Source organism: Devosia submarina (genome assembly GCF_003056345.1).
Lineage (GTDB): Bacteria > Pseudomonadota > Alphaproteobacteria > Rhizobiales > Devosiaceae > Devosia > Devosia submarina.
This window is the reverse complement of sequence record NZ_PYWB01000001.1, coordinates 390,438-414,433: the sequence shown is the minus strand read 5'-3', so window position 1 is coordinate 414,433 and position 23,996 is coordinate 390,438. Positions and strand designations below refer to the sequence as shown.

Here is a 23,996-nt window from a genome sequence, read left to right as displayed (position 1 = left end):
GTGTCTCAGTCGACACCCTCCCCCTTGCGGGAGGGATCAAGGGTGGGGGTCGATTGGCCCGAATATCGAGGCTCACGCACCCCCACCCTGCCCTCCCCGCAAGGGGAAGGGTGAACCCGTTGCATGTGGCAGCTTGGTGCCACGATCGCCCGGCGCCGAAGCGCCGGGGTTGGTTCAGATCAATAGATCGCAGCGAACTCTTCGATGTTGGTCTTGTCGAACTGGAACGGCACGGCCATTGCAGCGGCGTTCGTATCGTCCAGGGTCACTTCGCCCACGCGGCCGATCGAGAAGGTTTCCCCGGGAGCGGCTTCCTTGCCGTCGATCAGCTGGTCAGCCAGCATCACGGCCGAGTAGCCCAGATCGATCGGGTTCCACAGCGCCACGGCTTGCGAGGCGCCATTGTCGATGAACTGCTTGAACTCGGATGGCAGCGCGAGGCCCGTCACGTTGATCTTGCCAATGAGGTTCTGGTCGGTCACCACCTGGGCTGCCGCCACAACGCCCACCGTGGTCGGTGCGATGATGGCCTTGAGATCGGGGTAAGCCGCGATCAGGCCCTTGGCTTCGTCGGTGGATTTCACCGAGTCGTCGTCGCCATAAACGGTCGCCACGAGATTGATGTTGGGGAACTTCTCGGGCAGCGCAGCCTTGGCGGCGTCGATCCAGGCGTTCTGGTTGGTCGCGGTTGATGCCGCCGACAGGATCGCCACGTCACCACCTTCTGGCAGATAGTCGGCGGCCAGCTTGATGATGGTCTCGCCGATCAGCGCGGTGTCGGATGGGTTGAGGTGGATCTGGCGGCCTTCTTCGGCAACGCCCGAGTCGAACGACACGACCTTGATGCCGCGCTGCATGGCGCGCTGCAGCGCCGGCACCAGTGCGTCAGGATCGTTGGCCGAGATCGCGATGGCATCGACCTGCTGCGCGATCAGCGAGTTGACGACTTCGATCTGGGCTTCTGCCGTTGCGGCGGTCGGGCCGGTATAGATCACTTCCACATCGCCCAGTTCGGCGGCCGCTTCCTGCGCGCCCTTGTTGGCGGCATCGAAGAAGCCGTTGCCGAGCGATTTAACGACCAGCGCGATGCGGGTCTGTGCATAGGCGGGGGCGGCGAGCAGCACTGCAACGGCAGTGGTGGCAGCCAGGACTTTGAAAAGCTTCATTTCAGTTTTCCTCCCAAGGATCATTGGTCGTTTTTCGCCTCAAGCGACGGCAGCTTGCCGCTCGCCCGAGGCACTTGTGTCCGCCACGATAAGCCGCACGCCTGCCGTTTCCAGCATTTGGCGGTCTTCGTCGCGTATTCCGCTATCGCTAATGACAGCGGCTATTCGGTCGAGCCCACACAGGATGAGGCTCGATCTCCCCGAAAACTTGGATGAATCGGCAAGCACGATCACTTCGTCCGCCTGCCCGATCAGCCCCAGCTCGGACTGCACAACCATGGGGTCGGCTTCCATAAGCCCATGCGCACCGATCCCCTGGCACCCCAGGAACATGCGCTTGGCATAGAAATGCGAGGCCACGACGCCGCCAAAAGGCGACAGGATCACGTTCTGCTCGCGATAGACCGTGCCGCCGGGAATAACGACGGAACATCGTGAGTTATGAATCAGATACTCGGCAATGGCGAAGCTGTTGGTGAAGACGCTGAGCCGCCGGCCCGTCAGATGATGCACCATCTGGTAGGTCGTCGTGCCGCCATTGATGATGATGGGCTCGCCGTCGCGGCAGAGATCCACCGCTGCGCGAGCAATGGCGCGTTTCTGCGCGATGTTGATGGTTTCATTGACCGAAAACGGCCGCCCCATCAGTGCGGACTGCTCGGGCGGATTCACCGCCTCTGCCCCGCCGCGCACGCGCCGCAGTTCACCACGCTCGTCGAGCGCCGCGATATCCCGGCGGATGGTCGCCTCCGAGGAGCCGGTAACCTCGCACAGATCGGCAACGGTCATCATCGGCCGGCTCTGAACCGCCGCCAGGATAACCCTATGTCGCTCGCTCTCATGCAATGCTGCCATCCTCCATACGCATTCCTTCACACTGAATCTGATCAGTGTCAATCAGCAAACCGTCAGCAACGAACATGAACGCAGCCTGACGATCATCGTTGATTGTTTATGATTGACACTGATGGGTGATCGTGGCCATCTCCGCTCAACTCACGAACAGAACTCATTTGGAGGAGACCCCATGTCCACCACCGCGCCGCAGCGCCTTGCGAACCTTTGGGATGACGGCAAGGCCGCTGCCATGAGCGAGCCGGAACGTCTCGTTTATCGCTCCAATCTCCTGGGCAGCGACAAGCGCGTGACCAACTATGGTGGCGGCAACACCTCCTCCAAGATCATGCAGAAGGACCCGCTCACCGGCGAAATGGTTGAAGTTCTTTGGGTCAAGGGCTCGGGCGGCGACAGCGCCTCGATAAAGCTCGATGGCTTTGCCACGCTCTACATGGACAAGCTGCGCGCCCTGAAGGGTCTTTACCGGGGCGTCGAGTTCGAAGACGAGATGGTGGGCTACCTCCCCCACGCCACATTCAACCTTAACCCGCGTGCCGCCTCCATCGACACGCCGCTCCACGCCTATGTGAACCGCCCGTTCGTCGATCACATGCACCCCGATGCGATCATTGCCATCGCGGCCTCCAAAAATTCGCGCGAACTCACCCAGCAGATCTTTGGCGATGCGATCGGCTGGCTCCCTTGGAAGAAGCCAGGCTTTGAGCTGGGCCTCTGGCTGGGCAAGTTCTGCGAGGAAAACCCCAGCGCCAAGGGCGTGATCCTTGAATCGCACGGCCTCTTCACCTGGGGCGACACGCCCAAGGAATGCTACGAAACCACGATCGGCATCATCAACCAGGCCATCGAATGGTTTGAAAAGGAAACCGCCGGCAAGACTATCTTTGGTGGCCAGGCCGTTGAAGCCCTGCCCGCGGAACAGCGTCGCGCCATCGCCGCCAAGCTCATGCCCAAGATCCGCGGCTTCATCTCCGAAGACAGCCACAAGCTCGGCCATTTCGACGATTCCGCCGCCGTGCTGGAATTTGTCAATTCGAAGAACCTCCGTCCGCTGGCAACGCTCGGCACCTCCTGCCCCGACCATTTCCTGCGTACCAAGATCCGCCCGCTGGTGATCGAGTTCGATCCGGCCAACCCCGACGTGGATGCGGTGATCGCCGGTCTTGCCGACGCCATCGCGGCCTATCGTGCGGATTACACCGCATATTACGGACGCTCCAAGCACGACAACTCGCCCGCCATTCGCGACCCCAATGCCGTGGTCTACCTCATCCCCGGCGTCGGCATGATCACCTTCGCCAAGGACAAGGCCACCGCCCGCATTTCCGGCGAATTCTATGTCAACGCCATCAACGTGATGCGCGGCGCCTCGACCGTCAGCGAGTACCAGGGCCTGCCCGAGCAGGAAGCCTTCGACATCGAATACTGGCTGCTCGAGGAAGCAAAGCTCCAGCGCTTGCCCAAGCCGAAATCCCTCGCCGGAAAGATCGCTCTCGTCACCGGCGGTGCCGGCGGCATCGGCAAGGCCACGGCCGCCCGCCTCTTGCGTGAAGGCGCCTGCGTTGTGCTCGCCGACATCGACCAGACCGCGCTCGACAACGCCACGGAAGAACTGAGCTCCGTCTTCGGCAAGGATTTCGTTCGTCCCGCCAACATCAACGTCACGCGGGAAGAGCAGGTTATCGCAGGCTTTGCCCATGCGGTCGTGGAGTTCGGCGGCCTCGACATCCTCGTCTCCAATGCGGGCCTTGCCTCCTCGGCGCCCATCGAGGACACCACGCTCGAGCTCTGGAACAAGAACATGGACATCCTGTCCACGGGCTATTTCCTCGTGAGCCGCGAAGCCTTCCGCCTGTTCCGCGCGCAAAAGATCGGCGGCAATGTCGTATTCGTGGCGTCCAAGAACGGCCTAGCCGCTTCGCCCAACGCCTCGGCCTATTGCACCGCCAAGGCTGCCGAGATTCATCTTGCGCGCTGCCTCGCTCTGGAAGGGGCCGAAGCACAGATCCGCGTCAACGTGGTCAATCCCGACGCGGTCCTGCGCGGGTCCAAGATCTGGGCCGGCGAATGGCTCGAGCAGCGCGCCTCGACCTACAAGACTGACAAGGATGGGCTTGAGGAAATGTATCGCCAGCGCTCCATGCTCAAGCGCTCCGTGTTCCCCGAAGACATCGCCGAAGCCATCTACTTCTTCGCCTCGGAAGCCTCGGCCAAATCCACGGGCAACATCATCAACGTCGACGCCGGTAACGCGCAGTCGTTCACGCGGTAAGAAAAAGAGGAGGCACTTTCTCCCCACACCCACAATGTCACCCCGGGCTCGACCCGGGGCCCATCCTGAGATCTCAAGATGGATCCCGGCTCAAGGCCGGGATGACACCGGGTGTGTGAGAGCGAGTGGAGGAAAAACAAATGACCGAACACATGATTGACCCATCCGTGGTCGAGGCCGAAAACGCCAGGCACGAAGCAAACCTTCGCACCGACTACGACTCCCTCGGCGAGCGTCTCGACAGGCGCGGCATTTCCATCGACGCCATCAAGCAAAAGGTCGCGGCCTTCAACATCGCCGTCCCCTCCTGGGGCGTCGGCACGGGCGGCACACGCTTTGCCCGCTTCCCCGGCCCTGGCGAACCACGCGATATCTTCGACAAAATCGAGGATTGCGCCGTCATCGCCCAGCTGACGCAGGCAACCAACACGGTCTCCCTCCACATCCCGTGGGACAAAGCCGATCCGAACCGGCTCAAGCAAGCCGCATCGCGCTTCAATCTCGGATTCGACGCGATGAACTCCAACACCTTCGCCGACGCCAAGGGGCAAATCCAGAGCTACAAATATGGTTCGCTCTCCGCCGCCGACGCCGCCACGCGGCAGCAGGCCATCGAGCACAATCTCGAGTGCATCGAGATCGGCAAGACCATCGGCTCCAAGGCCCTCACCGTCTGGATCGGCGATGGCTCCAACTTCCCCGGCCAGGTGAACTTCGCCACGCAGTTCGAGCGCTATCTTGACTCCGCCAAGGCCATCTATGCCGCCCTGCCCGACGATTGGCGCATCTATACCGAACACAAGATGTACGAGCCGGCCTTCTATTCCACCGTCGTGCAGGATTGGGGCACCAATTACATCATCGCCCAGGAGCTTGGCGAAAAGGCCTTCTGCCTCGTCGACCTCGGCCACCATGCGCCCAACGTCAACATCGAGATGATCGTCTCGCGCCTGGCCCAGTTCGGCAAGCTCGGTGGCTTCCACTTCAACGACAGCAAATATGGTGACGACGATCTCGACGCCGGCTCGATCGATCCCTATCGCCTGTTCCTCGTCTTCAACGAACTGGTCGACATCGAAACGCGCGACGCCGATTTCCACCCGGCCCACATGCTCGATCAGTCTCACAACGTGACCGATCCGATCGAGTCCTTGATGCTGTCGGCCTCCGACGTGCAGCGCGCCTATGCGCAGGCGCTTCTGGTTGACCGTAAGGGCCTATTGGAGGCGCAAGACGATAACAGTCTGCTAACCGCAACGCAGCATCTGCGAACCGCTTTCCGCACCGATGTGGAGCCGATCTTGGCCATGTCGCGCCTCGAAAAGGGCGGCGCCATTGACCTGCTCGGCACCTACCGCGCCTCCAAATACCGCCAGAAAGTCGCGGAAATCCGGCCTGCTGTGGAAGCGGGCTCCAGCGGCATCGTCTGATCTTTCCACCCGCGCGTGGCCACGCTTAGAATACGGGCTCCGGAGCAATCCGGGGCCATCTTTTTCTTCCGACGAGGAAAAGTCGAACATTGTCCAAAACCACCCCCGCTACCATAGCGCTCACCAAGGCTGGCGTGCCGTTCAGCACCGCCACCTATGACTATGACCCAGACGCAGACCGTGTCGGGCTGCAAGCGGCCGAGGCTTTGGGGGTTTCGCCCTCCATCGTGCTCAAGACGTTGATGGCCGAGGTCGATGGCAAGCCGGTCTGCGTGGTCGTTCCATCGGACGAGGAGGTCAACATGAAAAAGCTCGCTGCCGCTTTTGGAGGCAAATCGGCTTACATGATGAAGCCCGCCGATGCGGAGCGTTTGACAGGCTACAAGGTGGGAGGCATCAGCCCGTTTGGGCAGAAAAAGCAGGTGCCGACGGCTGTTGAAGAGCTCGCCACCCTGGAGGAAGAGTGCTTCCTCAATGGAGGTCAGCGCGGATTGCAGATCCGCATCAAGCCGGACGACCTCCTCACCGCCGTTGGCGGGAAGATGGCAGATTTGATCCGGTAAAAACAGGAGGGAGAAAAGACAAAAGGCGCCCGATTGGACGCCTTCATCTACAGTCTTGCAGTAAGAACCAAGTCTTAGTTGGTGTACTGGCCGCGAGCGATGTTCTTGATGTCGCCCTTGGTGATGCCCAGATCATTGAGCTGGCGAGCGTCGAGAGCGTTAAGCTCGCGCATCGTGCGCTGATACTGTGCAAACTGTGCGATTTTCTGGCGGATGTTCATTTTCGGTTCCCCTTCGTTTGATGACCTCTATGTAGAGCGGACCGGTCGTGATTAGAAGGTGGACTTCGTGCACATCCGTTATGCACTGGGTGCACAAGGAAGAGGCAGGCGCTCGGAGCGCATAGGCAGCGAGAACAGCGCAAACAGGAAGAGCAAACATCACTAAGTCACTGAAACTTATCTGCCAATTATCGTAGTTTTGGAGATACCCACATTTAATTCAAATTTTACCATCTGGTCAGCAGCCATGCATGGAGCTGGAACCTCCCAGAATTCACCCTCCGCCCTTGACCTTCCCATTGTTGGAAGGTCTATATGAATGGGGACGAGGTGAATGCCATGAACGAACACGTCCAATCTAAGCCCATATCCATCGACATCGACATCGAAGGCATGACCTGCGCCTCCTGCGTGGCCCGCGTCGAGAAGAGCCTGCTCAAGGTTCCCAGTGTCGCCTCGGCCTCGGTGAACCTCGCTACCCAGCGCGCCACGGTGCAGCTCAGCGAGGGCAAGGACCTGGACCCGCTTCTCAAGGCGGTGGAGAAAGCCGGTTACAAGGCGACCAAGACCCCTGAAGCCCATCATCCCGGCCACGGGTCCCACCATCACCACGATGAAGACGCTGCCGTGCTACGGCGCGACGTGCTCATCGCTGGCGCCCTGACGCTGCCGCTCTTTGTCCTGGAGATGGGCGGGCATCTCTACATGCCCTTCCACATGTGGCTGATGTCCATTGCGCCCACGCAGCTGCTGTGGACGCTCTACTTCATTGCCACGACAATCGTCCTTTTCGTCCCCGGCTGGCGCTTCTTCCGCATCGGTATCCCTGCCCTGCTGCGCGGCGCCCCGGAGATGAACTCCCTGGTCGCCCTGGGCTCTGGCGCCGCCTACCTTTACTCGGCCGTCGCGACCTTCGCCCCGCAGGTGTTGCCGCAAGGCACTCGCTACGTTTATTATGAAGCCGCGGCCGTGATCGTCACCTTGATCCTGGTTGGTCGGCTTCTTGAAGCCAGGGCCAAGGGTCGCACTGGCGAAGCCATCCAGCGCCTTGTCCGCGAACAAGCCAAGACGGCCCGGGTCCAGCGCAACGGCGCCATTGTCGAGCTTCCCGTGGAGCAGGTCGTTGCCGGCGACATCATCATTGTCCGCCCTGGCGAGAAGATCGCCGTTGATGGCGAGATCATCGAAGGCGCCAGCCACATTAACGAGTCGATGATCTCTGGCGAGCCCCTGCCGGTCTCGAAGACTGTGGGTGCATCCGTGGTCGGCGGAACCATCAACACTTCCGGCAGCTTCAGCTTCCGCGCGACCAAGGTCGGCGGCGATACGATGCTGGCGCAGATCATCCGGATGGTTGAAGAAGCCCAAGGCGGCAAGCTGCCGATTCAGGGCGTCGTCGACAAGATTACCCTGTGGTTCGTACCCGCGGTCATCGCCCTGGCCATCCTGACCTTTGCCGTCTGGGCTGTGTGGGGGCCGGAGCCCGCCTACACCTTTGGCCTCGTCAATGCGGTGGCCGTCCTGATCATCGCCTGCCCTTGCGCCATGGGCCTTGCCACGCCCACCTCCATCATGGTCGGCACCGGCCGGGCCGCAGAACTGGGCGTCTTGTTCCGCAAGAGCGAAGCCCTGCAGCAATTGCGGGACGCCAAGGTCGTCGCCTTCGACAAAACGGGCACGCTGACCCAAGGCAAGCCCGTTCTGACCGATCTCATCCTCGACGATGATTTCGAGCATGACGAAGTCCTAGCCCTTGTCGCCGCTGTGGAAGCCAAGTCGGAGCACCCGATCGCAGCAGCCATTGTCGCGGCCGCAGAAAAAGCTGCCTTGCCGCCTGGGACTGTCACCGACTTCCAGGCTCATGCTGGCAATGGCGTCACCGCCCGCGTCGGTGGCCGTCTAGTCTCCATCGGCTCGCAGCGCCACCTCAAGCATCTTGATTTCTCGGATTTTGCCGAAACCATCGAGCGCTTGGCCGATGAAGGAAAGACTCCGGTCTTTGCTGCGATCGACGACAAGCTCGCCGCTGCCATTGTCGTGGCCGACACCATCAAGCCATCGAGCAAGGCGGTAATCGCAGCGCTCCATGCCATGGGCCTCAAAACCGTGATGATCTCGGGCGACAACCAACGCACGGCCGAGGCGATTGCCCGCCAGCTCGGCATCGACGAAGTGCGCGCGGAAGTTCTGCCCGCCGACAAGGTCGCGACCCTGAAAGACCTGCGCGCGCTGGGTCCGGTAGCTTTCGTCGGCGACGGCATCAATGACGCCCCTGCCCTTGCGCAAGCCGATATCGGCATTGCCGTGGGCACCGGAACCGATGCCGCCATTGAGAGCGCCGACGTGGTGCTGCTGGGTGGCGACCTCAAGGGTGTGCTCGATGCACTTACAATCAGCCGCGCAACGATGAAGAACATCTGGGAAAACCTGTTCTGGGCCTTCGGCTACAACGTGCTGCTGATCCCCCTTGCTGCCGGCGCCCTTTATCCCGCCTTCGGGATTCTGCTCAACCCCATGATTGGCGCTGGCGCGATGGCACTGTCCTCAGTGTTCGTCGTTGGCAACGCACAGCGTCTTCGAACCGTCAAAGGAGTGCGCACATGAACATCGGGCAAGCCTCCAGCGCCTCAGGCGTCTCGGCCAAGATGATCCGCTACTACGAATCGATCGGCCTGTTCCGCCCTCCTTCGCGCACCGACAGCAATTACCGGGTCTATGGTGCGGACGAGGTGCATGTGCTGCGCTTCATCAAACGGGCGCGCACGCTGGGCTTTTCCGTCGAGGAAACAGCAACGCTCCTCAGCCTGTGGGAGGACAAGTCCCGCGCCAGCGCTGAGGTCAAGGACATCGCCACCCGCCATATCAGCGCGCTCGAAACCAAGATCAGCGAACTACAGGGCATGGTGAACACGCTTAAGCACCTCGCCCATTGCTGCGGCGGCGACAACCGCCCCGACTGCCCGATCCTCGACGATCTGGCTGGCGAAACCATCGCGACGAAAGGACACTGACATGACCGAGAAAACTATTTTCACCGTCAATGACATGACATGCGGCCACTGCGTTGGCACCGTGCGCAAGGCGCTGGAAGAAGCGCTGCCCGGCGCGGAAATCTCCGTGGATCTGGCCAGCCACAAGGTGGAGTTCACAGGCGATCGCGCCAAAGGCGAAGAAGCCATCCGCGAAGCTGGCTATACGCCCGAGGCTGCCTAGATCGAGGCACACCCTCATGGTTCGACAGGCTCAACATGATGGCTACTGGGAGCTTGGGTTAGCGCGGCTGAACCCTCTGGACGCTCAGGGAAACCGGAGTAGGCCTCATGGTGAGCCTGTCGAACCACGAGGCCGTGGCGCCAGCAAGCTGGTGCGCTACTCCGCCTTCCGCAACAAATAGGTGTCCATGATCCACCCATGCCGCTCGCGCGCTTGCTTCCGCGTGGCGGCAATCCGGTCCCGCACCTCGCCCAATCTCCCCGAGATCACGATCTCATCCGGGGTGCCGAGATAGGCGCCCCAGAAAATCAGCAGGTCAGGATCGGCTTGGAGAAAAGCTGTTTGCCCATCCAGCATTACGACAGTGTCGGCTTCAACTGGCCCCAGTTGGCGCCCGGTCGTGATGTGAACTGGCTCGCCGATGCGATTGAGCGCAATTCCATGCGCGGCGGTCAAAGCCTGAATCGAAGTGATGCCCGGAACGACCTCGACCTCCACGGATCGGCTGCGCCTCAGCCGCTCGATGATCCGGATCGTACTGTCATAAAGCCCGGGATCCCCCCACACCAGGAACGCCCCTGCGCCGCCTTCAGGCACCGCATCGAGCAAGTCCCCAAACTGCGCCGCCAGCGCATTGTGCCAATCCTCAACGCTCTGCCCATAATCGGGATTGCCCAAATCGCGCTGCGGCACGGCATAGCCGAGCATCTGGCTTTGCGGATTGGTCACATAGCGATGGACAATACTTCGCCGCAGATCAGCCAGATCGGCCTTCCCGGCGCCCTTGTCCGGGATAAACAACACATCAGCCCGGTTCAGCGCATTGATTGCTTGAACGGTTATATGCTCGGGGTGGCCAGCGCCGATGCCCACGATCAGGATTGTTTTTGACATTACTCGCGCCCCAGCCGGCTCACCGAATTGCGCACGATCAATTCGGCTCGCAGCAGCACTTCCTTGCGCTCCAGCGGCTGCCCTTCAAGCCGGGCCAGCAGCAAATCCATTGCTTCCTCGCCGATCTTGAGGCGCGGCTGCTTCATCGTGGTCAGCGAAGGGCTGACGAAGCTTGCAAAGGAAATATCATCAAAGCCCATGACCGAGAACTCGCGCGGCAGGTCATAGCGTCGCGCATTCAGCGAGATGATGACACCCAGAGCCGTTGCGTCGTTGACGCAAAAGAAAGCGGTGGGCAGCACATCGCGGACAAACATGTGCTCGGCAGCCTGCCGGCCGCTTTCCGTCGTGCCATCACCATCAAGGATTAGCCGGGGATCAACAGCGATCCCTGCCCCTTCCAGCGCCGCCCGATAGCCTTTTTCACGCAGTTGGTTCACAGCGCGGCTTGTTGAACGGCCGATAAAGGCGATGCGCCGATGGCCTTGCGAAATCAAATGTTCCGCCGCAACGCGCGCGCCTTCAAAATTGTCGACCCCGACAAATGGAACGTCGCTGTCGCTGACCGGCTCGTTCACCGCCACCATGGGCGGCAGCCGCGATTCCCCGCCATCGCTGCCAAAACCATAAGGCAAATGCCCGGTGAACAGGATCAAGCCGTCCGCCTGGTTGGAACTGATGAAGCGCAGATAATCAGTCTCGCGCGTCGCATCGTTCTGCGTATTGCCGATCAGCACGCCATAGCCGCGCTTGCTGGCTTCTGTTTCCAGCCCCACAAGAATGTTGGAAAAATTGGGATCACCCACATCCGGCGCCAGGATCAGGATCATGTTTGAGCGCCGCATGCGCAGGGATCGCGCCATGGCATTGGTGGTGTAACCCGTTTGAGCAATGGCTTCGCTCACCCTGCGGCGGGTCTCATCGGCAACCTTGGTGGGCTCATTGATGGCCCGACTTACAGTGGCAATGGACACTCCGGCTATCGCCGCAACGTCCTCTATTGTCGCCAATTTCTGGTGCTGCACTGTTCGCCCCGCACACCCTCTGGCGCCCGCGTCAGCTGCCTTTAGCAGATCGTGCACGGCACACCAGACCCTCCGCAGCGGCTCACCCGCTTTGACGCAGTGTAAACCTTTACACGTGTGATGAAAACCTTTACATCATTGCGCGATGAGCGAAGAACCGGAGCTAATTCGGTCGCGGTCCGGGAGGGGTATTACGCATGAGCAATGCTCAAGGCATAGCCGAGCAGGCTGTCCTGTCAGCGCACAGGATCAGCAAGTCGTTTGGCGAGATCCCCGTTCTGTTCAGCATCGACTTCGACATCAAGCCGGGCGAAGTACACGCCATTATTGGTGAAAACGGCGCAGGCAAGTCGACCCTTATCAAGGTTCTCTCGGGCATCGAGCAGCCCACCTCCGGCACCATTCATTTTGATGGCAAGGCCGTCACCCTTCCGCCTAACGGGGAAGCCGAAGCCATGGGGATCGTCTTGATCCACCAGGAATTGAACCTGGCTGAACATCTGACGGTGTCGGACTCCATTTTCCTTGGCCGGGAAATCAAGAAGTACGGCTTCCTAGACCTTGCTGAGATGCGCCGCCGTTCGGCTGAAGTGCTGGACACGCTTCACGTCCATGTTGATCCCGACGCGCGCATCAACACCCTGTCCGTTGCCGACAAGCAGATGGTGGAGATTGCCAAGGCGATCAGCCGCGATGCGCGCGTGCTGATCATGGATGAGCCCACCGCCGTGCTGTCGGTTGGGGAAACCGAGACCCTTTTCGAGCAAATCCGGCGGCTTACCGCCCGGGGCGTTGCGGTGATCTTCATCTCCCACAAGCTCGATGAAATCATGGATTTGGCCGATCGCGTTACTGTCCTGCGTGATGGTCAGTTGATTGCGACCGTCTCAACCGAGGCACTGACGCCCGACTCCATTGCGCAGATGATGGTCGGGCGCGAACTGTCCAACCTTTATCCGCCCAAGCACGAACCTGACGTGGATGCTCCCGTTGTTCTCTCGGTGCGTGGCCTGCAGGCGCCCGGCGTCAACGAGATTTCGTTTGATCTCCGCCGCGGCGAAATCCTCGGCTTTGCAGGTTTGATCGGCTCTGGGCGAACCGCTGTTGCCGAGGCCGTCGTGGGGCTGACCCACAAAACGGCAGGCGAAGTCAGCATGAATGGCAAGGCTGCCGATTTCAGCGAGGTGGCCAAGTCCGTCGCTGCGGGCCTCGCCTATATGACCAAGGATCGAAAAGGCCGCGGGCTGCTGCTCAACATGGGCCTCCAGCCAAACCTGACGTTACTTACGCTCAAGAAACATCTCAAGGGCGGATTCCTTGACCAGAACAGCGAAGCACAGGCGCTGGAGCGGGCAGTGCGCCGCTTCGACATCCGCGCACGGGACGCTTCGGTGCGCGTGGGGCAGCTTTCCGGCGGCAACCAGCAGAAGCTGATGCTGGGCAAGACCATGGAAAGCGAGCCCGACATCATCATCATGGACGAGCCGACGCGCGGCATCGACGTCGGCACCAAGCAACAGATCTACCACATCATTGCGGCGCTGGCGGCCGAGGGAAAGTCGATCATCCTGATCTCGTCGGAGATGCAGGAAGTGATCGGACTGAGCCACCGCGTCCTGGTGATGCGGGAGGGGCGTCTGGCGGGCAAGCTCGAAGGCGCCGAAATCGTGGAAGCAGAAATCATGCGGTACGCCGCAGGCATCAAGCAGGGTGGGGACGATGAGCGTATCAGCGCATGAGGGGGCAAAGCCGGCCAGGGGCTTGCGCATCGACTTCAAGACATTGGGACCATTGCTGGCTCTGATCTTGCTGGTGATCCTGGGATATTTGCTGAACCCGCTGTTCCTGGGCGAGGGCAATATCACCAATATCCTGACGCGCTCGGCCTTTATCGGCATCATCGCCGTGGGCGCGACCTTCGTGATCACCGCGGGTGGAATCGATCTGTCGGTGGGCTCGATGGCGGCTTTCATTGCCGGCGTCATGATCATCGTCATGAATTGGGCCGTCGGCGCCATGGGGGCGTCGCTCTGGACCGTGCTGTTCGGCATCGGTTGCTCGCTGATCCTGGGCGTTGGCGCAGGCTTCATCAACGGCTTCCTCACCACCAAGGCCAAGATCGAAGCGTTCATCGTCACGCTTGGCACCATGGGCATCTACCGCTCGCTGGTGACCTATTTTGCCGATGGCGGCACGCTTTCGCTGGCAACCGGCGCGCGTGATATCTACCGCCCGGTCTACTATGACAGCTTCCTGCGCATTCCCTACCCCGTCTGGGTCTTCATCCTCGTTGCCATTGTGGGCTGGGTGCTGATGAACCGTACGGCATTCGGGCGCTATTGCATGGCGATCGGCTCCAATGAGCACGTGGCGCGCTATTCAGCGATCAAGGTCGACCGCGTCAAGACAGCCACCTATATCCTGCAGGGGCTGTGCGTATCGCTGGCGACCATCATTTATGTTCCGCGGCTTGGCTCGGCCTCCGCCGCAACGGGCGTGCTGTGGGAGTTGGAAGCAATCGCTGCAGTGATTATCGGCGGCACCATGCTCAAGGGCGGCTTCGGCCGGGTCGGCGGCACCGTTATCGGGGCACTGATCCTGACTGCCATCGGCAATATTCTGAACCTGACCGAGATCATTTCCAACTACCTCAACGGGGCGGTTCAGGGCGTAATCATCGTCGCAGCAGTGTACCTGCAGCGCGGTTCCCTGCGCACTGGACGCAAGAAGGCGGCAGAATAGAAGAGCAAACCATCCGGAGACCTCACCGTGAGGCTAGTGGAGCCGGGTATCGGCACTGCAACAGAATTCCACGCCCGACACGGGCGGGATAATCGGCGCCGGAAACTGGCGTCATATTTTAGTAGGGAGGACTAAACATATGTCTTTGAAAGCGATTGCACTGGGCCTGTTGGCGACCAGCGCCCTGGTCGGCGGCGCCGTGGCGCAGGACGAGAAGATCAAGATCGGCGTGTCTATTCCGGCCGCGACGCACGGCTTCATGGGTGGCCTCAACTGGCATGCCGCAGAAGCCGAGAAGCGCCTGGAAGCGGCTCATCCGAATATCGACCTCGTCATCGTGACCGCTGATGGCCCGGAAGACCAGGCCAGCGATCTCGAGGATTTGGTTTCGGTGCAGCAGATCGATGCCCTCGTGGTGCTGCCATTCGAATCCGAGCCACTGACCGAGCCTGTCCGTGCCGTTAAGGATGCGGGCGCGTTCATCACAGTGGTTGATCGCGGCCTGACCGATCCGACCATCCAGGACATCTATGTTTCGGGCAATAACACCGAAATGGGCGTGAACTCGGCCGAGTACATTAAGAGCCGTCTCAACGAAGGCGACAACATCGTCATCCTGCGCGGTATTCCAACCGTGCTGGACACAGAGCGCTTCGACGCTTTCATGGGTGCCATGGAAGGTTCGGGCATCAACGTTCTTGATGACGAATTTGCCAACTGGAACCGCGATGACGGCTTTGAAGTGATGCAGGACTTCTTGTCGCGCTTCCCCGACATCGACGCTGTCTGGGCACAGGACGACGACATCACCCTGGGCGTTGTGGAAGCCATCAAGCAGGCAGGTCGTGAAAGCGAAATGTTCGTGGTCGGCGGCGCTGGCATGAAGGAAATCATCAAGGGCGTCATGGACGGCGACGCCCTGGTGCCAGTCGACGTGCTTTATTCGCCTGCACAAATCGCGACGGCCATGGACGTGACCGTTGCGCACTACACCTCGAATGGTCCTGTCACCGGCACCTATATCCTGGGCGCGCCGCTGATCACCCAGGAGAACGCCGAGGAATTCTACTTCCCCGACAGCCCATTCTGATCGGCTGGCTATATCCGCAAAGGGCGCCCATGTGGCGCCCTTTGTTTTTGTGCCAGGCGCAAAATGGGGTAAATACATCCCCATGTCCCTGGCCCAGCCCATTGCTGCCCTGCCCTTTTCGCGCCGTGGCGCCTGCCCGTCGCTTGATGAGCCGATGCGTACCGGCGATGGCCTGCTGGCGCGCCTGCGGATTGTGGGCGGACGCCTCGGCCCTGAGCAGCTCAAAGCAATTGCACAGCAAGCCCGCCAGCACGGAAACGGCCTTCTGGAAATCACCGCTCGCGGCAATCTCCAGGTACGCGGGCTAACTGAGCAGTCGAGCAGGCTTTTTGCTCGAGCAATCATGGGCATCGTTGCGATCGAAACCGGACTGGTCGTTGAAACACCACCATTAGGAGGCGACGACCCCAGCGAGTTCAGCGACCCACGTCCTCTTGCCGAAGCCATTCGCAATATGGCGCAGCCTTTTGCCGGGCTACTTGGCCCCAAGGTCACAATCATTGTCGATGGCGGCGGGCAGATCAGCCTGAGCGGCCTGAAGGCGGACATTCGGCTCGTGGCCGTGGCTGCTGGCAGATGGCATCTGTTCGTGGCGGAAGGTACTGCCGAAGAGCTTGCTTTCAGCGAAGCCCTTGCTCGTGTCTCCGAGCTCCTCCAGCAGCTCGCCGGTCTTGGTCCCACTGCTCGCGCGGCTGACCTAGTGCCCCCGTCGAAACAATCGCAGGCTCAAGCGGGAAGTTCTCCCATTGGAGATTTCACGCTCCGCAGTTCTGTTGCAGCGGGTGTTGCCCTGCCCTTCGGCTCCATAGCGGCAGAAGACCTTGCCGCTCTGGCCTGCACCGCTGGGCAGATGGGCGTCACCGAAATTAGGCTGGCCCCACACCACGGTCTGCTTGCCATCGGCGCCGGCACCGCGTTCACCCAACGAGCAGCGCAACTCGGCTTCATCACCACATCGTCCGATCCCCGCACCCGCATCAGCGCCTGCATCGGCAGCGACGGCTGTGCTTCCGGCCACATTCCAGCGCGGGTTCTGGCGGCGCGGATTGCGGCTCACCTGCCCGAGAAGACCCGTTTACACGTTTCTGGCTGCGCAAAGGGCTGCGCCCATCCCCCCCCCGCCGACATTACCCTTGTGGGCCGCGCTGATGGCTATGGCCTTGTCATCGGCGGCAAGGCAGGCGATACGCCCCGGACAGTGTTGCAAGCGGACCAGCTTGAGTCCTCGCTCGCCGCCCGCTAGGGATGACGATGATCACTTACGACTACATCAAGGATGGCGACGCGATCTATGCGCAGTCCTTCGCCATCATCCGCGCGGAAGCCGATCTTTCGCGCTTTTCATCCGACGAGGCCGAACTCGCCGTGCGCATGATCCATGCTGCGGGCTCGGTCGAAGCAGCTGACCATTTCGAGTTCGGCCAGGGGTTCGTTCCTGCGGCGCGAACGGCGCTCGCCAGCGGCGCACCGATCTTCTGCGATGCGGAGATGGTCGCGCGTGGCGTCACTGCTGCGCGTTTACCCGCACAGAATGAGGTGATCTGCACACTGCGTGATCCGCAAACTCCGGCCCTCGCGGCGGAGCTCGGCAACACCCGTTCTGCAGCTGCCCTGCGGCTCTGGCTGCCGCGCCTGGAAGGATCAGTTGTCGCCATCGGCAATGCCCCGACCGCCCTGTTCTTCCTGCTCGAACTCCTGCGCGACGGCGCGCTGAAGCCCGCGGCCATCATCGGCATGCCAGTGGGTTTTGTGGGTGCAGCTGAATCCAAGGCTGCACTGGCCGAGCACTCCTATGGCGTACCCTATGCCATCGTCCGCGGCCGACTAGGTGGCTCGGCCATGACGGCTGCAGCGCTCAACGCCTTGGCGAGGCGCGGCATATGACGGGTAAGCTTTTTGGCGTCGGCACCGGCCCGGGCGATCCGGAGCTACTCACGCTCAAGGCCGTTCGCGCTGTCAAAGGCGCCGACGTCGTCGCCTATTTCGCAAAGCAGGGCAATCGGAGCAATGCTCGCGCAATCGTCGCCGAGCTGATGACCAGCCAGCTTGAAGAAGAACTCGGCTATCCCGTAACCACCGAGATTCACCGCCATGACGAGCGCTACAAAAGCGCCATGGCCGAATTTTACGCCCAAGCGGCCGAACGCGTTGCGGCGCATCTTGATCTCGGTCGTACCGTAGCCGTGCTCAGTGAAGGCGACCCGCTGTTTTACGGTAGCTACATGCACCTGCATGTGCGCCTCGCGCACCGTTATCCCACCGAAGTTATTCCTGGCATCACCGCTATGTCGGGCTGCTGGTCACAGGCCGGCCTGCCGCTGGTCCAGGGTGACGATATCCTGTCGGTGCTGCCGGGAACGCTTGAAGAAACTGAACTTGCAGCCCGGCTCGATGACGCGGGCGGGGCGGTCATCATGAAGGTCGGGCGCAACCTTCCCAAAATTCGCCGGGCAATCGCCACGGCGGGCCGCCTCGATAGCGCGGTTTATGTTGAACGGGGCACCATGGCCGACGGCCACTCGATCCGCCTTGCCGACAAGCCAGATGATGTAGCGCCCTATTTTGCGCTCGTCCTGGTGCCCGGCTGGAGCACACGCCCATGACCGGCAGGCTGATCGTGGTAGGCACGGGGCCCGGCAATCCCGACCAGACGACGCCAGAAGCGCTCGCTGCCATTGCGGCCTCGCATGTGTTTTTTGGCTATGGCCCTTATCTTGACCGCCTAACCCTGCGAGACGATCAGCGCCGCGTCGCTTCGGACAATCGAGAAGAGCTGGCCCGCGCGAGGGATGCGCTGCATACTGCAGCCTCGGGTGAAAAGGTCTGTGTAGTTTCGGGAGGTGATCCGGGCGTGTTTGCCATGGCGGCCGCCATTTGCGAAGCCATCGAGGCGGGCCCTCCTGCCTGGCGCGCCCTCGATGTACAGATCGTACCGGGCGTCACCGCCATGCTGGCCGTTGCGGCACGATCCGGCGCACCGCTCGGCCATGATTTCTGCGCCATGTCGCTGTCCGACAACCTCAAGCCATGGGCAATCATCGAGACGCGTCTACGCGCCGTGGCCAGCGCCGGTTTTGTGATCGCGCTCTATAATCCCATTTCAAAGGCGCGTCCGTGGCAGCTGGGCACGGCCTTTGCCATTCTGCGGGAAGTGCTGCCTTGGTCAACGCCGGTGATCTTCGGCCGCGCTGCTGGTCGGCCAGATGAATCTATAACGACAATGACCTTGGCCGAAGCTGATCCCGCGCGCGCCGACATGGCAACTTGCGTCATCATCGGCTCGCCCGAGACACGGATTATCGAGCGCGAAGACCTGCCCCCGCTGGTCTATTCACCGCGCTCCATAGGTGAGAAACCATGAGCTGGCTCTCCATTGTCGGCATCGGCGAAGATGGATTGAGCGGATTGGGCGAGGCAGCCCGAGCCGCTATTTCGAGCGCCGAGTTCGTATTTGGAGGCGCCCGCCACCTTGAACTTGCTGGCGCGGCCATTTCGGGCGAGCCAAGGTCCTGGCTCACGCCCTTCAGCCAATCCATTGACGCCATCCTGTCGCTCAAGGGCCGCCAGGTGTGCGTGCTTGCCTCGGGCGATCCATTCCATTTTGGCGTAGGCGCAACGCTGAGCCGCCATGTGGATGCCAGCCAGATGCAGGTTTTCCCGCATCCATCCTCGTTCAGCCTTGCCGCAGCAAAATTGGGGTGGCCCCTTCAGGATATTGTCACGCTTTCCCTGCACGGCCGTCCGCTCGATCTCATCCGGCCGTATCTGCATCCCGGGGCTCGCATTTTGGCGTTAACCTCGGATGAGCACGGCCCTGTTGATCTAGCCCACCTGCTCGCCGAAGCCGGCTTCGGCATTTCCATCGTGACGGTTCTTGAGGCACTAGGCGGACCGGACGAGAATATCCGCTCGGCCGTTGCCATGAACTTTGATTTGGCTGGTATCGATCCCCTCAACATCTGCGCCATCAGCGTTGTGGCCCTGCCTCAGGCGCGTGTCCTGCCGTTTACGTGCGGGCTTGATGATGGATTGTTTGAGCATGACGGCCAGATCACCAAGCGGGAGGTGCGAGCACTGACGCTGTCGGCCTTGGCACCACGGCGTGGAGAAGTGTTGTGGGACATTGGAGCAGGGTCCGGCTCTATTGCCATCGAGTGGATGTTGGCCGATCCGACCCTGCACGCTGTAGCCATCGAAGCCGATCCTGATCGGGCCGCACGCATTTCGCGTAATGCTGGTCGTTTTGGTGTGCCCGACCTGCAGATCGTGATCGGCCAGGCGCCGGATGCGTTGTTGGATTTGCCATCGCCACACGCCGTGTTTATCGGCGGGGGCGGATCGGACGCGGGCGTGATCGAGGCAGCCATTGCGGCGCTGCGTCCGGGTGGGCGGCTTGTCGCCAATGCTGTCACCCTGGAGTTAGAGGCCGTGATGCTGGCTCAGCATGCCCAACTTGGCGGTCGCCTCACGCGAATTGCAGTGGCACGGGCCGACGTTGTCGGCTCCATGACAGGCTGGCGTCCCGCCATGCCGATTACGCAATGGGTCTGGGTCAAGAACCAAGAAAACTGAAGACCCATGGCGAGCTTGTCGACCTATGAGGACAGTCGAAGGGTTCGTGCCACGCCCTCGTTCTTCGACAGGCTCAGGATGAGGCTACAGAGGTAAATAGATGACCGTTCACTTCATCGGCGCAGGACCGGGCGCGGCCGATTTGATCACCGTACGTGGCATGAAGCTCCTCGGGGAGTGCCCCGTCTGCCTTTTTGCAGGCTCGATCGTACCGCCCGAAATGCTGGAGTGGTGTTCGCCGGGCACAAGGCTGGTGGACACGGCACCGCTTTCGCTGGATGAAATCGAAGCCGAGTACCTCAGTGCGCATGAGTCGGGACAGGATGTTGCGCGGCTCCATTCGGGCGATCTATCGGTGTGGAGCGCTGTGGCTGAGCAGATGCGCCGGCTCGATCGGCTCGGGATACCATATACTCTCACGCCAGGAGTTCCCGCCTTTGCAGCGGCCGCTGCGGCTATTGGGCGCGAGCTGACCATCCCTGCCGTGGCACAAAGTCTGGTGCTGACGCGGGTTTCGGGACGCGCCTCACCTATGCCGGAGACGGAAACGCTCAGCGCTTTCGCAGTCACAGGAGCAACTGTCGCGATCCACCTGGCCATTCACGCACTAGATCGCGTTGTGCGGGAACTTGTGCCAGTTCTCGGCGGCGATTGCCCGGTGGCGATCGTGTTTCACGCCTCCTGGGCGGATCAGAAGATCATCCGGGGGACGCTCAACACAATCGAGACCTTGTTCGCCCAGGAGCCAGTGGAGCGCACCGCAATCATCTTTGTGGGGCGAAGCCTGAGTACGGCGAATTTTCGGGAGAGTTCCCTGTACAATCCCGACTATCAGCGCCGCTTCCGCAACCGCCTCTAAGCCGCCCTCGCGCGCCCAATCTCCTGAGTTTTGGTCAAGGCCCAAGCAAGACCAAACAACAGCAGGAGCCCGGTCCCGAGCATCAGGCCATCAGCCAACATGTCAGGTTCGCTATGAGTGCGAATGGCTTGGAGGAACATGCTGAGCACCGTTCCCGTGGCAAAGACAGCCAGCCCTTGGCGTCCCATCAACCGTAGCGGCGTTGCCGCGGCCGAACTTGCAAAGCGGCGAATAAGCAGCCAGTTCGACATCACGTAAAACAGTGCCAAAGCGTGTAAAAGCCTTGGCAGCGACAGGAAGGTCTTGTCGAACCAAACGATATAGAACGGCACGCCCATGCCGTTTAACCAACCCATCGTACCATTCATGAACTTGCCGAAGAGCGGAATCTTCATCCACATCAGGGTGAAGACCAGCATGCCAAGCGCCAGAGTCAGAAGCAGCTTCGAATAGGGCACGAAAGTCCTACCAACCTTCATGGCGCTGCCCGACAGCAATCCAATCGTGAAAAGGAGCTGCCAGGCAAAGGGATTAAAGAACCAGCCGCCAGGATTGGGAAACGCCGGCAGGTTTAAGCGGAACTGACCCGCGACAGCCCAGAGCATGACAGAAGCAATTGCCACCCGCACTGGCCAGCGGAGCCCTGCCAAGATGATGAGGGGTGTCGCCAGCAGCAAGCTCATATAAAGGGGGAGAATATTGAGGTAGCCGAGCTGGTGGGTCAGCAGCGGAATGCCGACGAGGCTGCTCAGCGGCTTTTGAAAAAGCGGAGCCAGATTATTCTTGGTCAGCACTTCGGTGAAGCCGAGCCATTTCGCAGCGCCCGCGAAGATCGCCAGGCACAGCATAGTTATAACGATGTGAACGAAATAGAGCTGGCGCGCCCGCGCCCAGACCTTGGCCGTTCCAGCCCATAGACTGCCGCTGCGGAAGCGACTTGAGTACGCCAGCCCCGCTGCCATGCCGGACATGAAGACAAAGGCCTCGGCGGCGTCGGAAAAGCCAAAATTGCGGTTAGTGAAGTCCTCGTAAAACGTGCCCGGAACATGGTTGATGAAAATCATCACCAGTGCCAGGCCACGGAACATGTCCAGCCTCTCGTCACGCCCGCCTGGGTGAACCAGGCCTTCTGCTGGCTTGGGGCGGCCCAACAAACGCTGCCCCCAGCCCGAAAGGGAGAGGTCAGCTGTCCGGGAGACAGCCGCTGTATCAGGCAGGGACATAGCTGGTCGCCCTGCCCGTCAGCGGCTCGACCGATGGCTCGGGAAGCGTCCAATCCTGCAGGATCTTCTGGTATTCGAGGATAATCGGGGCCGGCTCCATTTCCATATCCGTTAGAAACACCAACCGTGTCCTAAGCCCCTTAGGAGGCTTCGAGCTAATGGAGATCAGTAGAGGCGCGAAGATCGCCGGGAGCATGGCTGGTGCCACCCACATGACAATCTGTGGTGCGAAGGCAATTGTTCCGCCCAGGGTTGCCAAGCCCAGAAGAGCAATCCACCAGGACGCGCGAAAAGCAATCTCGAGATTGATCCAGTTTTGTCCACGCACGGTTGCAGGCCAACCTCCGTCGAGCCCCAGAAGAACCTGTGCGACCGCCCGCGTCTGCAAGAGCAGCATGACTGGGGCAAGAATGGTTGAGAAAAGGATCTCGGAAATAACCGAACCCAGGACCCGCAGATTGCCGCCGAAGCGCTTGTTGTGCCCATCAAAGGCGCCGCGGATCATGATCAAGAGCTTTGGGAGGACGAGCACGGCGGCAACGGCAACTCCAAGCACCCAGATATCGATTTTCGTTGCTCCAGAAGGTGCGAACAAGGAGGTCTGGTCGGGGTAGATCGCGGCAAAGATGCTCGAAACCATGAGCAGGAGCCACAAGGGCGAGGCGAAATAGGCCATAATCCCTTGTACAAACGTGAAGCGACTCCAGAACTTGAGCCCCGGCGCCCCTATAAGACGGCGATGCTGCAAATTGCCCTGGCACCAGCGGCGATCCCGCTTGGCATACTCGATCAGATTTTCAGGTCCTTCTTCAAACGAACCGTCGAGGTCGGGATCAACCATCACCTTCCATCCGGCGCGGGAAAGCAGGGCAGCCTCGACATAGTCGTGACTAAGAATATGGCCGCCGAACGGGGGCTTGCCAGAGAGTTCGGGCAAGCCACAACTGGCGGCGAATGCCCGCATCCGCACAATGGCATTGTGACCCCAATATGGGCCCTCCGATCCCTGCATCAGCGAAGCGCCGCGCGCGAAGCTCGGTGACAGATACCCCGCGGCAAACTGCATGGACCGCCCAAACAGCGTGCGGGCATGAATGACCTTGGGCACCGTCTGCAGCAATCCAAGCTTTGGATCGGCATCCATGCGGCGCGCCATCTCACCCATGGTCTCGCCGGACATGAGGCTGTCGGCATCCAGGATGATCGCATAATCGTAGGCACCGCCCGAGCGTGCAACGAAGTCCTCGATATTGCCGGCCTTACGCCCAAGGTTGCGCTCGCGACGGCGATAGAAAATCCGGCCCGAACTCATCGGCTCGCGGAGCAGGTGCTCGAACCAAACAGCTTCCTGGGTCGCGGCTTCGAGTGATTGCGTGTCCGACAAAACGGCGATGTGAAATTTATCGGCTATGCCAAGATCCACCAGGCTGCGGTTCATCGCGGCGATGCGCGCAAAGGTTTGCGTCGGATCCTCGTTGTAGATCGGCACCAGGATAGCCGTCATCCCACGCGGAAGGACGCGTGCGTTGATAGAGGCTGTTCTAGAAGGGGCGAAAACGCCCATCACGCCCGCCGTTCCGCCCCAAACCAGCCAAAAACTGCTCAGAACCACGAGGCCAGTGCGGCACAAATCCAATGCCGATAGGCCATTCTCGCCTGTGAAGCGCAAAAAGAGATAGCCTGCGCAGCAGCTCAGAAAGAGCGCGACAAGCAGGGCACCGGTGCGAAACAAATAAGGCCGTGTCATAAATGTGGAACCGGCTCAGCGTGTTGCCAGTACCGAGAATACATCCCGCAAAGCGTCGAATAAAGACCGGCGCTGATTTTCCAGCCGCTGCTTGGGCATAGGAAGAGGCGCGTCCGGTAATGCG

At 60.8% G+C, this 23,996-nt stretch carries 22 protein-coding genes; 15 read left to right on the top strand and 7 right to left on the bottom strand.

Going from position 1 to position 23,996, the window contains the following annotated elements; genetic code table 11:
* Positions 1 to 179: 179 nt before the first annotated feature.
* Both rhaS and DDE77_RS01850 read right to left on the bottom strand, forming a co-directional pair.
* Positions 180 to 1,166, bottom strand: a complete 987-nt coding sequence (rhaS, locus tag DDE77_RS01855; protein WP_108395713.1) for a rhamnose ABC transporter substrate-binding protein — start codon at positions 1,164 to 1,166, stop codon at positions 180 to 182.
* 39 nt (positions 1,167 to 1,205) lie between these two features.
* Positions 1,206 to 2,012 carry a DeoR/GlpR family DNA-binding transcription regulator gene (locus tag DDE77_RS01850; RefSeq protein ID WP_108395885.1) on the bottom strand — a complete coding sequence of 269 codons (807 nt, stop codon included), beginning with the start codon at positions 2,010 to 2,012 and terminating at the stop codon, positions 1,206 to 1,208.
* Between the two features lie 181 nt (positions 2,013 to 2,193).
* Between DDE77_RS01850 and DDE77_RS01845 the strand changes: the two genes are divergently transcribed.
* The 3 genes from DDE77_RS01845 (at position 2,194) to ybaK (ending at position 6,286) form a co-directional block, all read left to right on the top strand.
* Complete coding sequence (locus tag DDE77_RS01845; RefSeq protein ID WP_108395712.1) at positions 2,194 to 4,293, top strand: bifunctional rhamnulose-1-phosphate aldolase/short-chain dehydrogenase; 2,100 nt, start codon at positions 2,194 to 2,196, stop codon at positions 4,291 to 4,293.
* A gap of 140 nt (positions 4,294 to 4,433) precedes the next feature.
* A complete protein-coding gene (gene rhaI, locus DDE77_RS01840) occupies positions 4,434 to 5,723 on the top strand; it encodes an L-rhamnose catabolism isomerase (protein WP_108395884.1) in 1,290 nt (429 codons plus the stop codon).
* A gap of 89 nt (positions 5,724 to 5,812) precedes the next feature.
* Positions 5,813 to 6,286, top strand: coding sequence for a Cys-tRNA(Pro) deacylase (ybaK, locus tag DDE77_RS01835; protein ID WP_108395711.1), 474 nt, complete (start codon positions 5,813 to 5,815; stop codon positions 6,284 to 6,286).
* A gap of 74 nt (positions 6,287 to 6,360) precedes the next feature.
* On the opposite strand, the gene DDE77_RS01830 is transcribed toward ybaK, so the two are convergent.
* A complete protein-coding gene (locus DDE77_RS01830; RefSeq protein WP_108395710.1) occupies positions 6,361 to 6,507 on the bottom strand; it encodes a DUF1127 domain-containing protein in 147 nt (48 codons plus the stop codon).
* Positions 6,508 to 6,846: 339 nt separating this feature from the next.
* On the opposite strand from DDE77_RS01830, the gene DDE77_RS01825 reads away from it, so the two are divergent.
* Genes DDE77_RS01825 through DDE77_RS01815 form a run of 3 tightly spaced genes read left to right on the top strand, consistent with a single transcriptional unit; the run spans position 6,847 to position 9,720 of the window.
* Positions 6,847 to 9,111 (top strand): heavy metal translocating P-type ATPase, encoded by a 2,265-nt coding sequence (locus DDE77_RS01825; protein ID WP_108395883.1) that lies wholly within the window; start codon positions 6,847 to 6,849, stop codon positions 9,109 to 9,111.
* A complete protein-coding gene (gene cueR, locus DDE77_RS01820; protein WP_108395709.1) occupies positions 9,108 to 9,518 on the top strand; it encodes a Cu(I)-responsive transcriptional regulator in 411 nt (136 codons plus the stop codon). Before DDE77_RS01825 ends, cueR begins: the two co-directional genes overlap by 4 nt.
* Position 9,519: 1 nt before the next feature.
* A complete protein-coding gene (locus tag DDE77_RS01815; RefSeq protein ID WP_108395708.1) occupies positions 9,520 to 9,720 on the top strand; it encodes a heavy-metal-associated domain-containing protein in 201 nt (66 codons plus the stop codon).
* Positions 9,721 to 9,876: 156 nt separating this feature from the next.
* Here DDE77_RS01815 and cobF read toward each other — a convergent pair whose 3' ends face one another.
* A complete protein-coding gene (cobF, locus tag DDE77_RS01810; RefSeq protein ID WP_108395707.1) occupies positions 9,877 to 10,614 on the bottom strand; it encodes a precorrin-6A synthase (deacetylating) in 738 nt (245 codons plus the stop codon).
* Positions 10,614 to 11,639, bottom strand: coding sequence for a LacI family DNA-binding transcriptional regulator (locus tag DDE77_RS01805; protein WP_108395706.1), 1,026 nt, complete (start codon positions 11,637 to 11,639; stop codon positions 10,614 to 10,616). The genes cobF and DDE77_RS01805 overlap by 1 nt, the downstream gene beginning before the upstream one ends.
* A gap of 197 nt (positions 11,640 to 11,836) precedes the next feature.
* Between DDE77_RS01805 and DDE77_RS01800 the strand changes: the two genes are divergently transcribed.
* The 9 genes from DDE77_RS01800 to cobM all read left to right on the top strand — a co-directional run bounded on the left by DDE77_RS01800 (position 11,837) and on the right by cobM (position 20,902).
* The gene (locus DDE77_RS01800; RefSeq protein WP_108395705.1) at positions 11,837 to 13,378 is read left to right on the top strand and encodes a sugar ABC transporter ATP-binding protein; all 1,542 of its coding nucleotides are present in this window, start codon (positions 11,837 to 11,839) and stop codon (positions 13,376 to 13,378) included.
* Complete coding sequence (locus DDE77_RS01795; protein WP_108395704.1) at positions 13,359 to 14,381, top strand: ABC transporter permease; 1,023 nt, start codon at positions 13,359 to 13,361, stop codon at positions 14,379 to 14,381. The genes DDE77_RS01800 and DDE77_RS01795 overlap by 20 nt, the downstream gene beginning before the upstream one ends.
* 139 nt (positions 14,382 to 14,520) lie before the next feature.
* The gene (locus tag DDE77_RS01790) at positions 14,521 to 15,471 is read left to right on the top strand and encodes a substrate-binding domain-containing protein (protein ID WP_108395703.1); all 951 of its coding nucleotides are present in this window, start codon (positions 14,521 to 14,523) and stop codon (positions 15,469 to 15,471) included.
* A gap of 82 nt (positions 15,472 to 15,553) precedes the next feature.
* Positions 15,554 to 16,714, top strand: coding sequence for a precorrin-3B synthase (gene cobG, locus DDE77_RS01785; protein ID WP_108395702.1), 1,161 nt, complete (start codon positions 15,554 to 15,556; stop codon positions 16,712 to 16,714).
* A gap of 8 nt (positions 16,715 to 16,722) precedes the next feature.
* A complete protein-coding gene (locus tag DDE77_RS01780) occupies positions 16,723 to 17,355 on the top strand; it encodes a precorrin-8X methylmutase (protein WP_108395882.1) in 633 nt (210 codons plus the stop codon).
* Positions 17,352 to 18,074, top strand: coding sequence for a precorrin-2 C(20)-methyltransferase (locus DDE77_RS01775; RefSeq protein ID WP_108395701.1), 723 nt, complete (start codon positions 17,352 to 17,354; stop codon positions 18,072 to 18,074). Before DDE77_RS01780 ends, DDE77_RS01775 begins: the two co-directional genes overlap by 4 nt.
* Positions 18,071 to 18,832, top strand: coding sequence for a precorrin-3B C(17)-methyltransferase (locus tag DDE77_RS01770; protein WP_108395700.1), 762 nt, complete (start codon positions 18,071 to 18,073; stop codon positions 18,830 to 18,832). Before DDE77_RS01775 ends, DDE77_RS01770 begins: the two co-directional genes overlap by 4 nt.
* Positions 18,829 to 20,043 (top strand): precorrin-6y C5,15-methyltransferase (decarboxylating) subunit CbiE, encoded by a 1,215-nt coding sequence (gene cbiE / locus DDE77_RS01765; protein WP_108395699.1) that lies wholly within the window; start codon positions 18,829 to 18,831, stop codon positions 20,041 to 20,043. The genes DDE77_RS01770 and cbiE overlap by 4 nt, the downstream gene beginning before the upstream one ends.
* 100 nt (positions 20,044 to 20,143) lie before the next feature.
* Positions 20,144 to 20,902 (top strand): precorrin-4 C(11)-methyltransferase, encoded by a 759-nt coding sequence (cobM, locus tag DDE77_RS01760; RefSeq protein WP_108395698.1) that lies wholly within the window; start codon positions 20,144 to 20,146, stop codon positions 20,900 to 20,902.
* Here cobM and DDE77_RS01755 read toward each other — a convergent pair.
* Both DDE77_RS01755 and mdoH read right to left on the bottom strand, forming a co-directional pair.
* Positions 20,899 to 22,125, bottom strand: coding sequence for an OpgC family protein (locus tag DDE77_RS01755; protein WP_108395697.1), 1,227 nt, complete (start codon positions 22,123 to 22,125; stop codon positions 20,899 to 20,901). The two genes, cobM and DDE77_RS01755, sit on opposite strands and share 4 nt — an antisense overlap.
* A complete protein-coding gene (gene mdoH, locus DDE77_RS01750) occupies positions 22,112 to 23,872 on the bottom strand; it encodes a glucans biosynthesis glucosyltransferase MdoH (RefSeq protein ID WP_108395696.1) in 1,761 nt (586 codons plus the stop codon). Before mdoH ends, DDE77_RS01755 begins: the two co-directional genes overlap by 14 nt.
* Between the last annotated feature and the right edge of the window lie 124 nt (positions 23,873 to 23,996).

Excerpts from the sequence above, each read along its gene's own strand:
- rhaS (WP_108395713.1), bottom strand. The coding sequence starts at position 1,166 with ATGAAGCTTTTCAAAGTCCTGGCTGCCACCACTGCCGTTGCAGTGCTG.
- DDE77_RS01845 (WP_108395712.1), top strand. The coding sequence starts at position 2,194 with ATGTCCACCACCGCGCCGCAGCGCCTTGCGAACCTTTGGGATGACGGC.
- rhaI (WP_108395884.1), top strand. The coding sequence starts at position 4,434 with ATGACCGAACACATGATTGACCCATCCGTGGTCGAGGCCGAAAACGCC.
- DDE77_RS01830 (WP_108395710.1), bottom strand. The coding sequence starts at position 6,507 with ATGAACATCCGCCAGAAAATCGCACAGTTTGCACAGTATCAGCGCACG.
- DDE77_RS01825 (WP_108395883.1), top strand. The coding sequence starts at position 6,847 with ATGAACGAACACGTCCAATCTAAGCCCATATCCATCGACATCGACATC.
- cueR (WP_108395709.1), top strand. The coding sequence starts at position 9,108 with ATGAACATCGGGCAAGCCTCCAGCGCCTCAGGCGTCTCGGCCAAGATG.
- DDE77_RS01815 (WP_108395708.1), top strand. The coding sequence starts at position 9,520 with ATGACCGAGAAAACTATTTTCACCGTCAATGACATGACATGCGGCCAC.
- cobF (WP_108395707.1), bottom strand. The coding sequence starts at position 10,614 with ATGTCAAAAACAATCCTGATCGTGGGCATCGGCGCTGGCCACCCCGAG.
- DDE77_RS01800 (WP_108395705.1), top strand. The coding sequence starts at position 11,837 with ATGAGCAATGCTCAAGGCATAGCCGAGCAGGCTGTCCTGTCAGCGCAC.
- DDE77_RS01795 (WP_108395704.1), top strand. The coding sequence starts at position 13,359 with ATGAGCGTATCAGCGCATGAGGGGGCAAAGCCGGCCAGGGGCTTGCGC.
- DDE77_RS01790 (WP_108395703.1), top strand. The coding sequence starts at position 14,521 with ATGTCTTTGAAAGCGATTGCACTGGGCCTGTTGGCGACCAGCGCCCTG.
- cobG (WP_108395702.1), top strand. The coding sequence starts at position 15,554 with ATGTCCCTGGCCCAGCCCATTGCTGCCCTGCCCTTTTCGCGCCGTGGC.
- DDE77_RS01780 (WP_108395882.1), top strand. The coding sequence starts at position 16,723 with ATGATCACTTACGACTACATCAAGGATGGCGACGCGATCTATGCGCAG.
- DDE77_RS01775 (WP_108395701.1), top strand. The coding sequence starts at position 17,352 with ATGACGGGTAAGCTTTTTGGCGTCGGCACCGGCCCGGGCGATCCGGAG.
- DDE77_RS01770 (WP_108395700.1), top strand. The coding sequence starts at position 18,071 with ATGACCGGCAGGCTGATCGTGGTAGGCACGGGGCCCGGCAATCCCGAC.
- cbiE (WP_108395699.1), top strand. The coding sequence starts at position 18,829 with ATGAGCTGGCTCTCCATTGTCGGCATCGGCGAAGATGGATTGAGCGGA.
- cobM (WP_108395698.1), top strand. The coding sequence starts at position 20,144 with ATGACCGTTCACTTCATCGGCGCAGGACCGGGCGCGGCCGATTTGATC.
- DDE77_RS01755 (WP_108395697.1), bottom strand. The coding sequence starts at position 22,125 with ATGTCCCTGCCTGATACAGCGGCTGTCTCCCGGACAGCTGACCTCTCC.
- mdoH (WP_108395696.1), bottom strand. The coding sequence starts at position 23,872 with ATGACACGGCCTTATTTGTTTCGCACCGGTGCCCTGCTTGTCGCGCTC.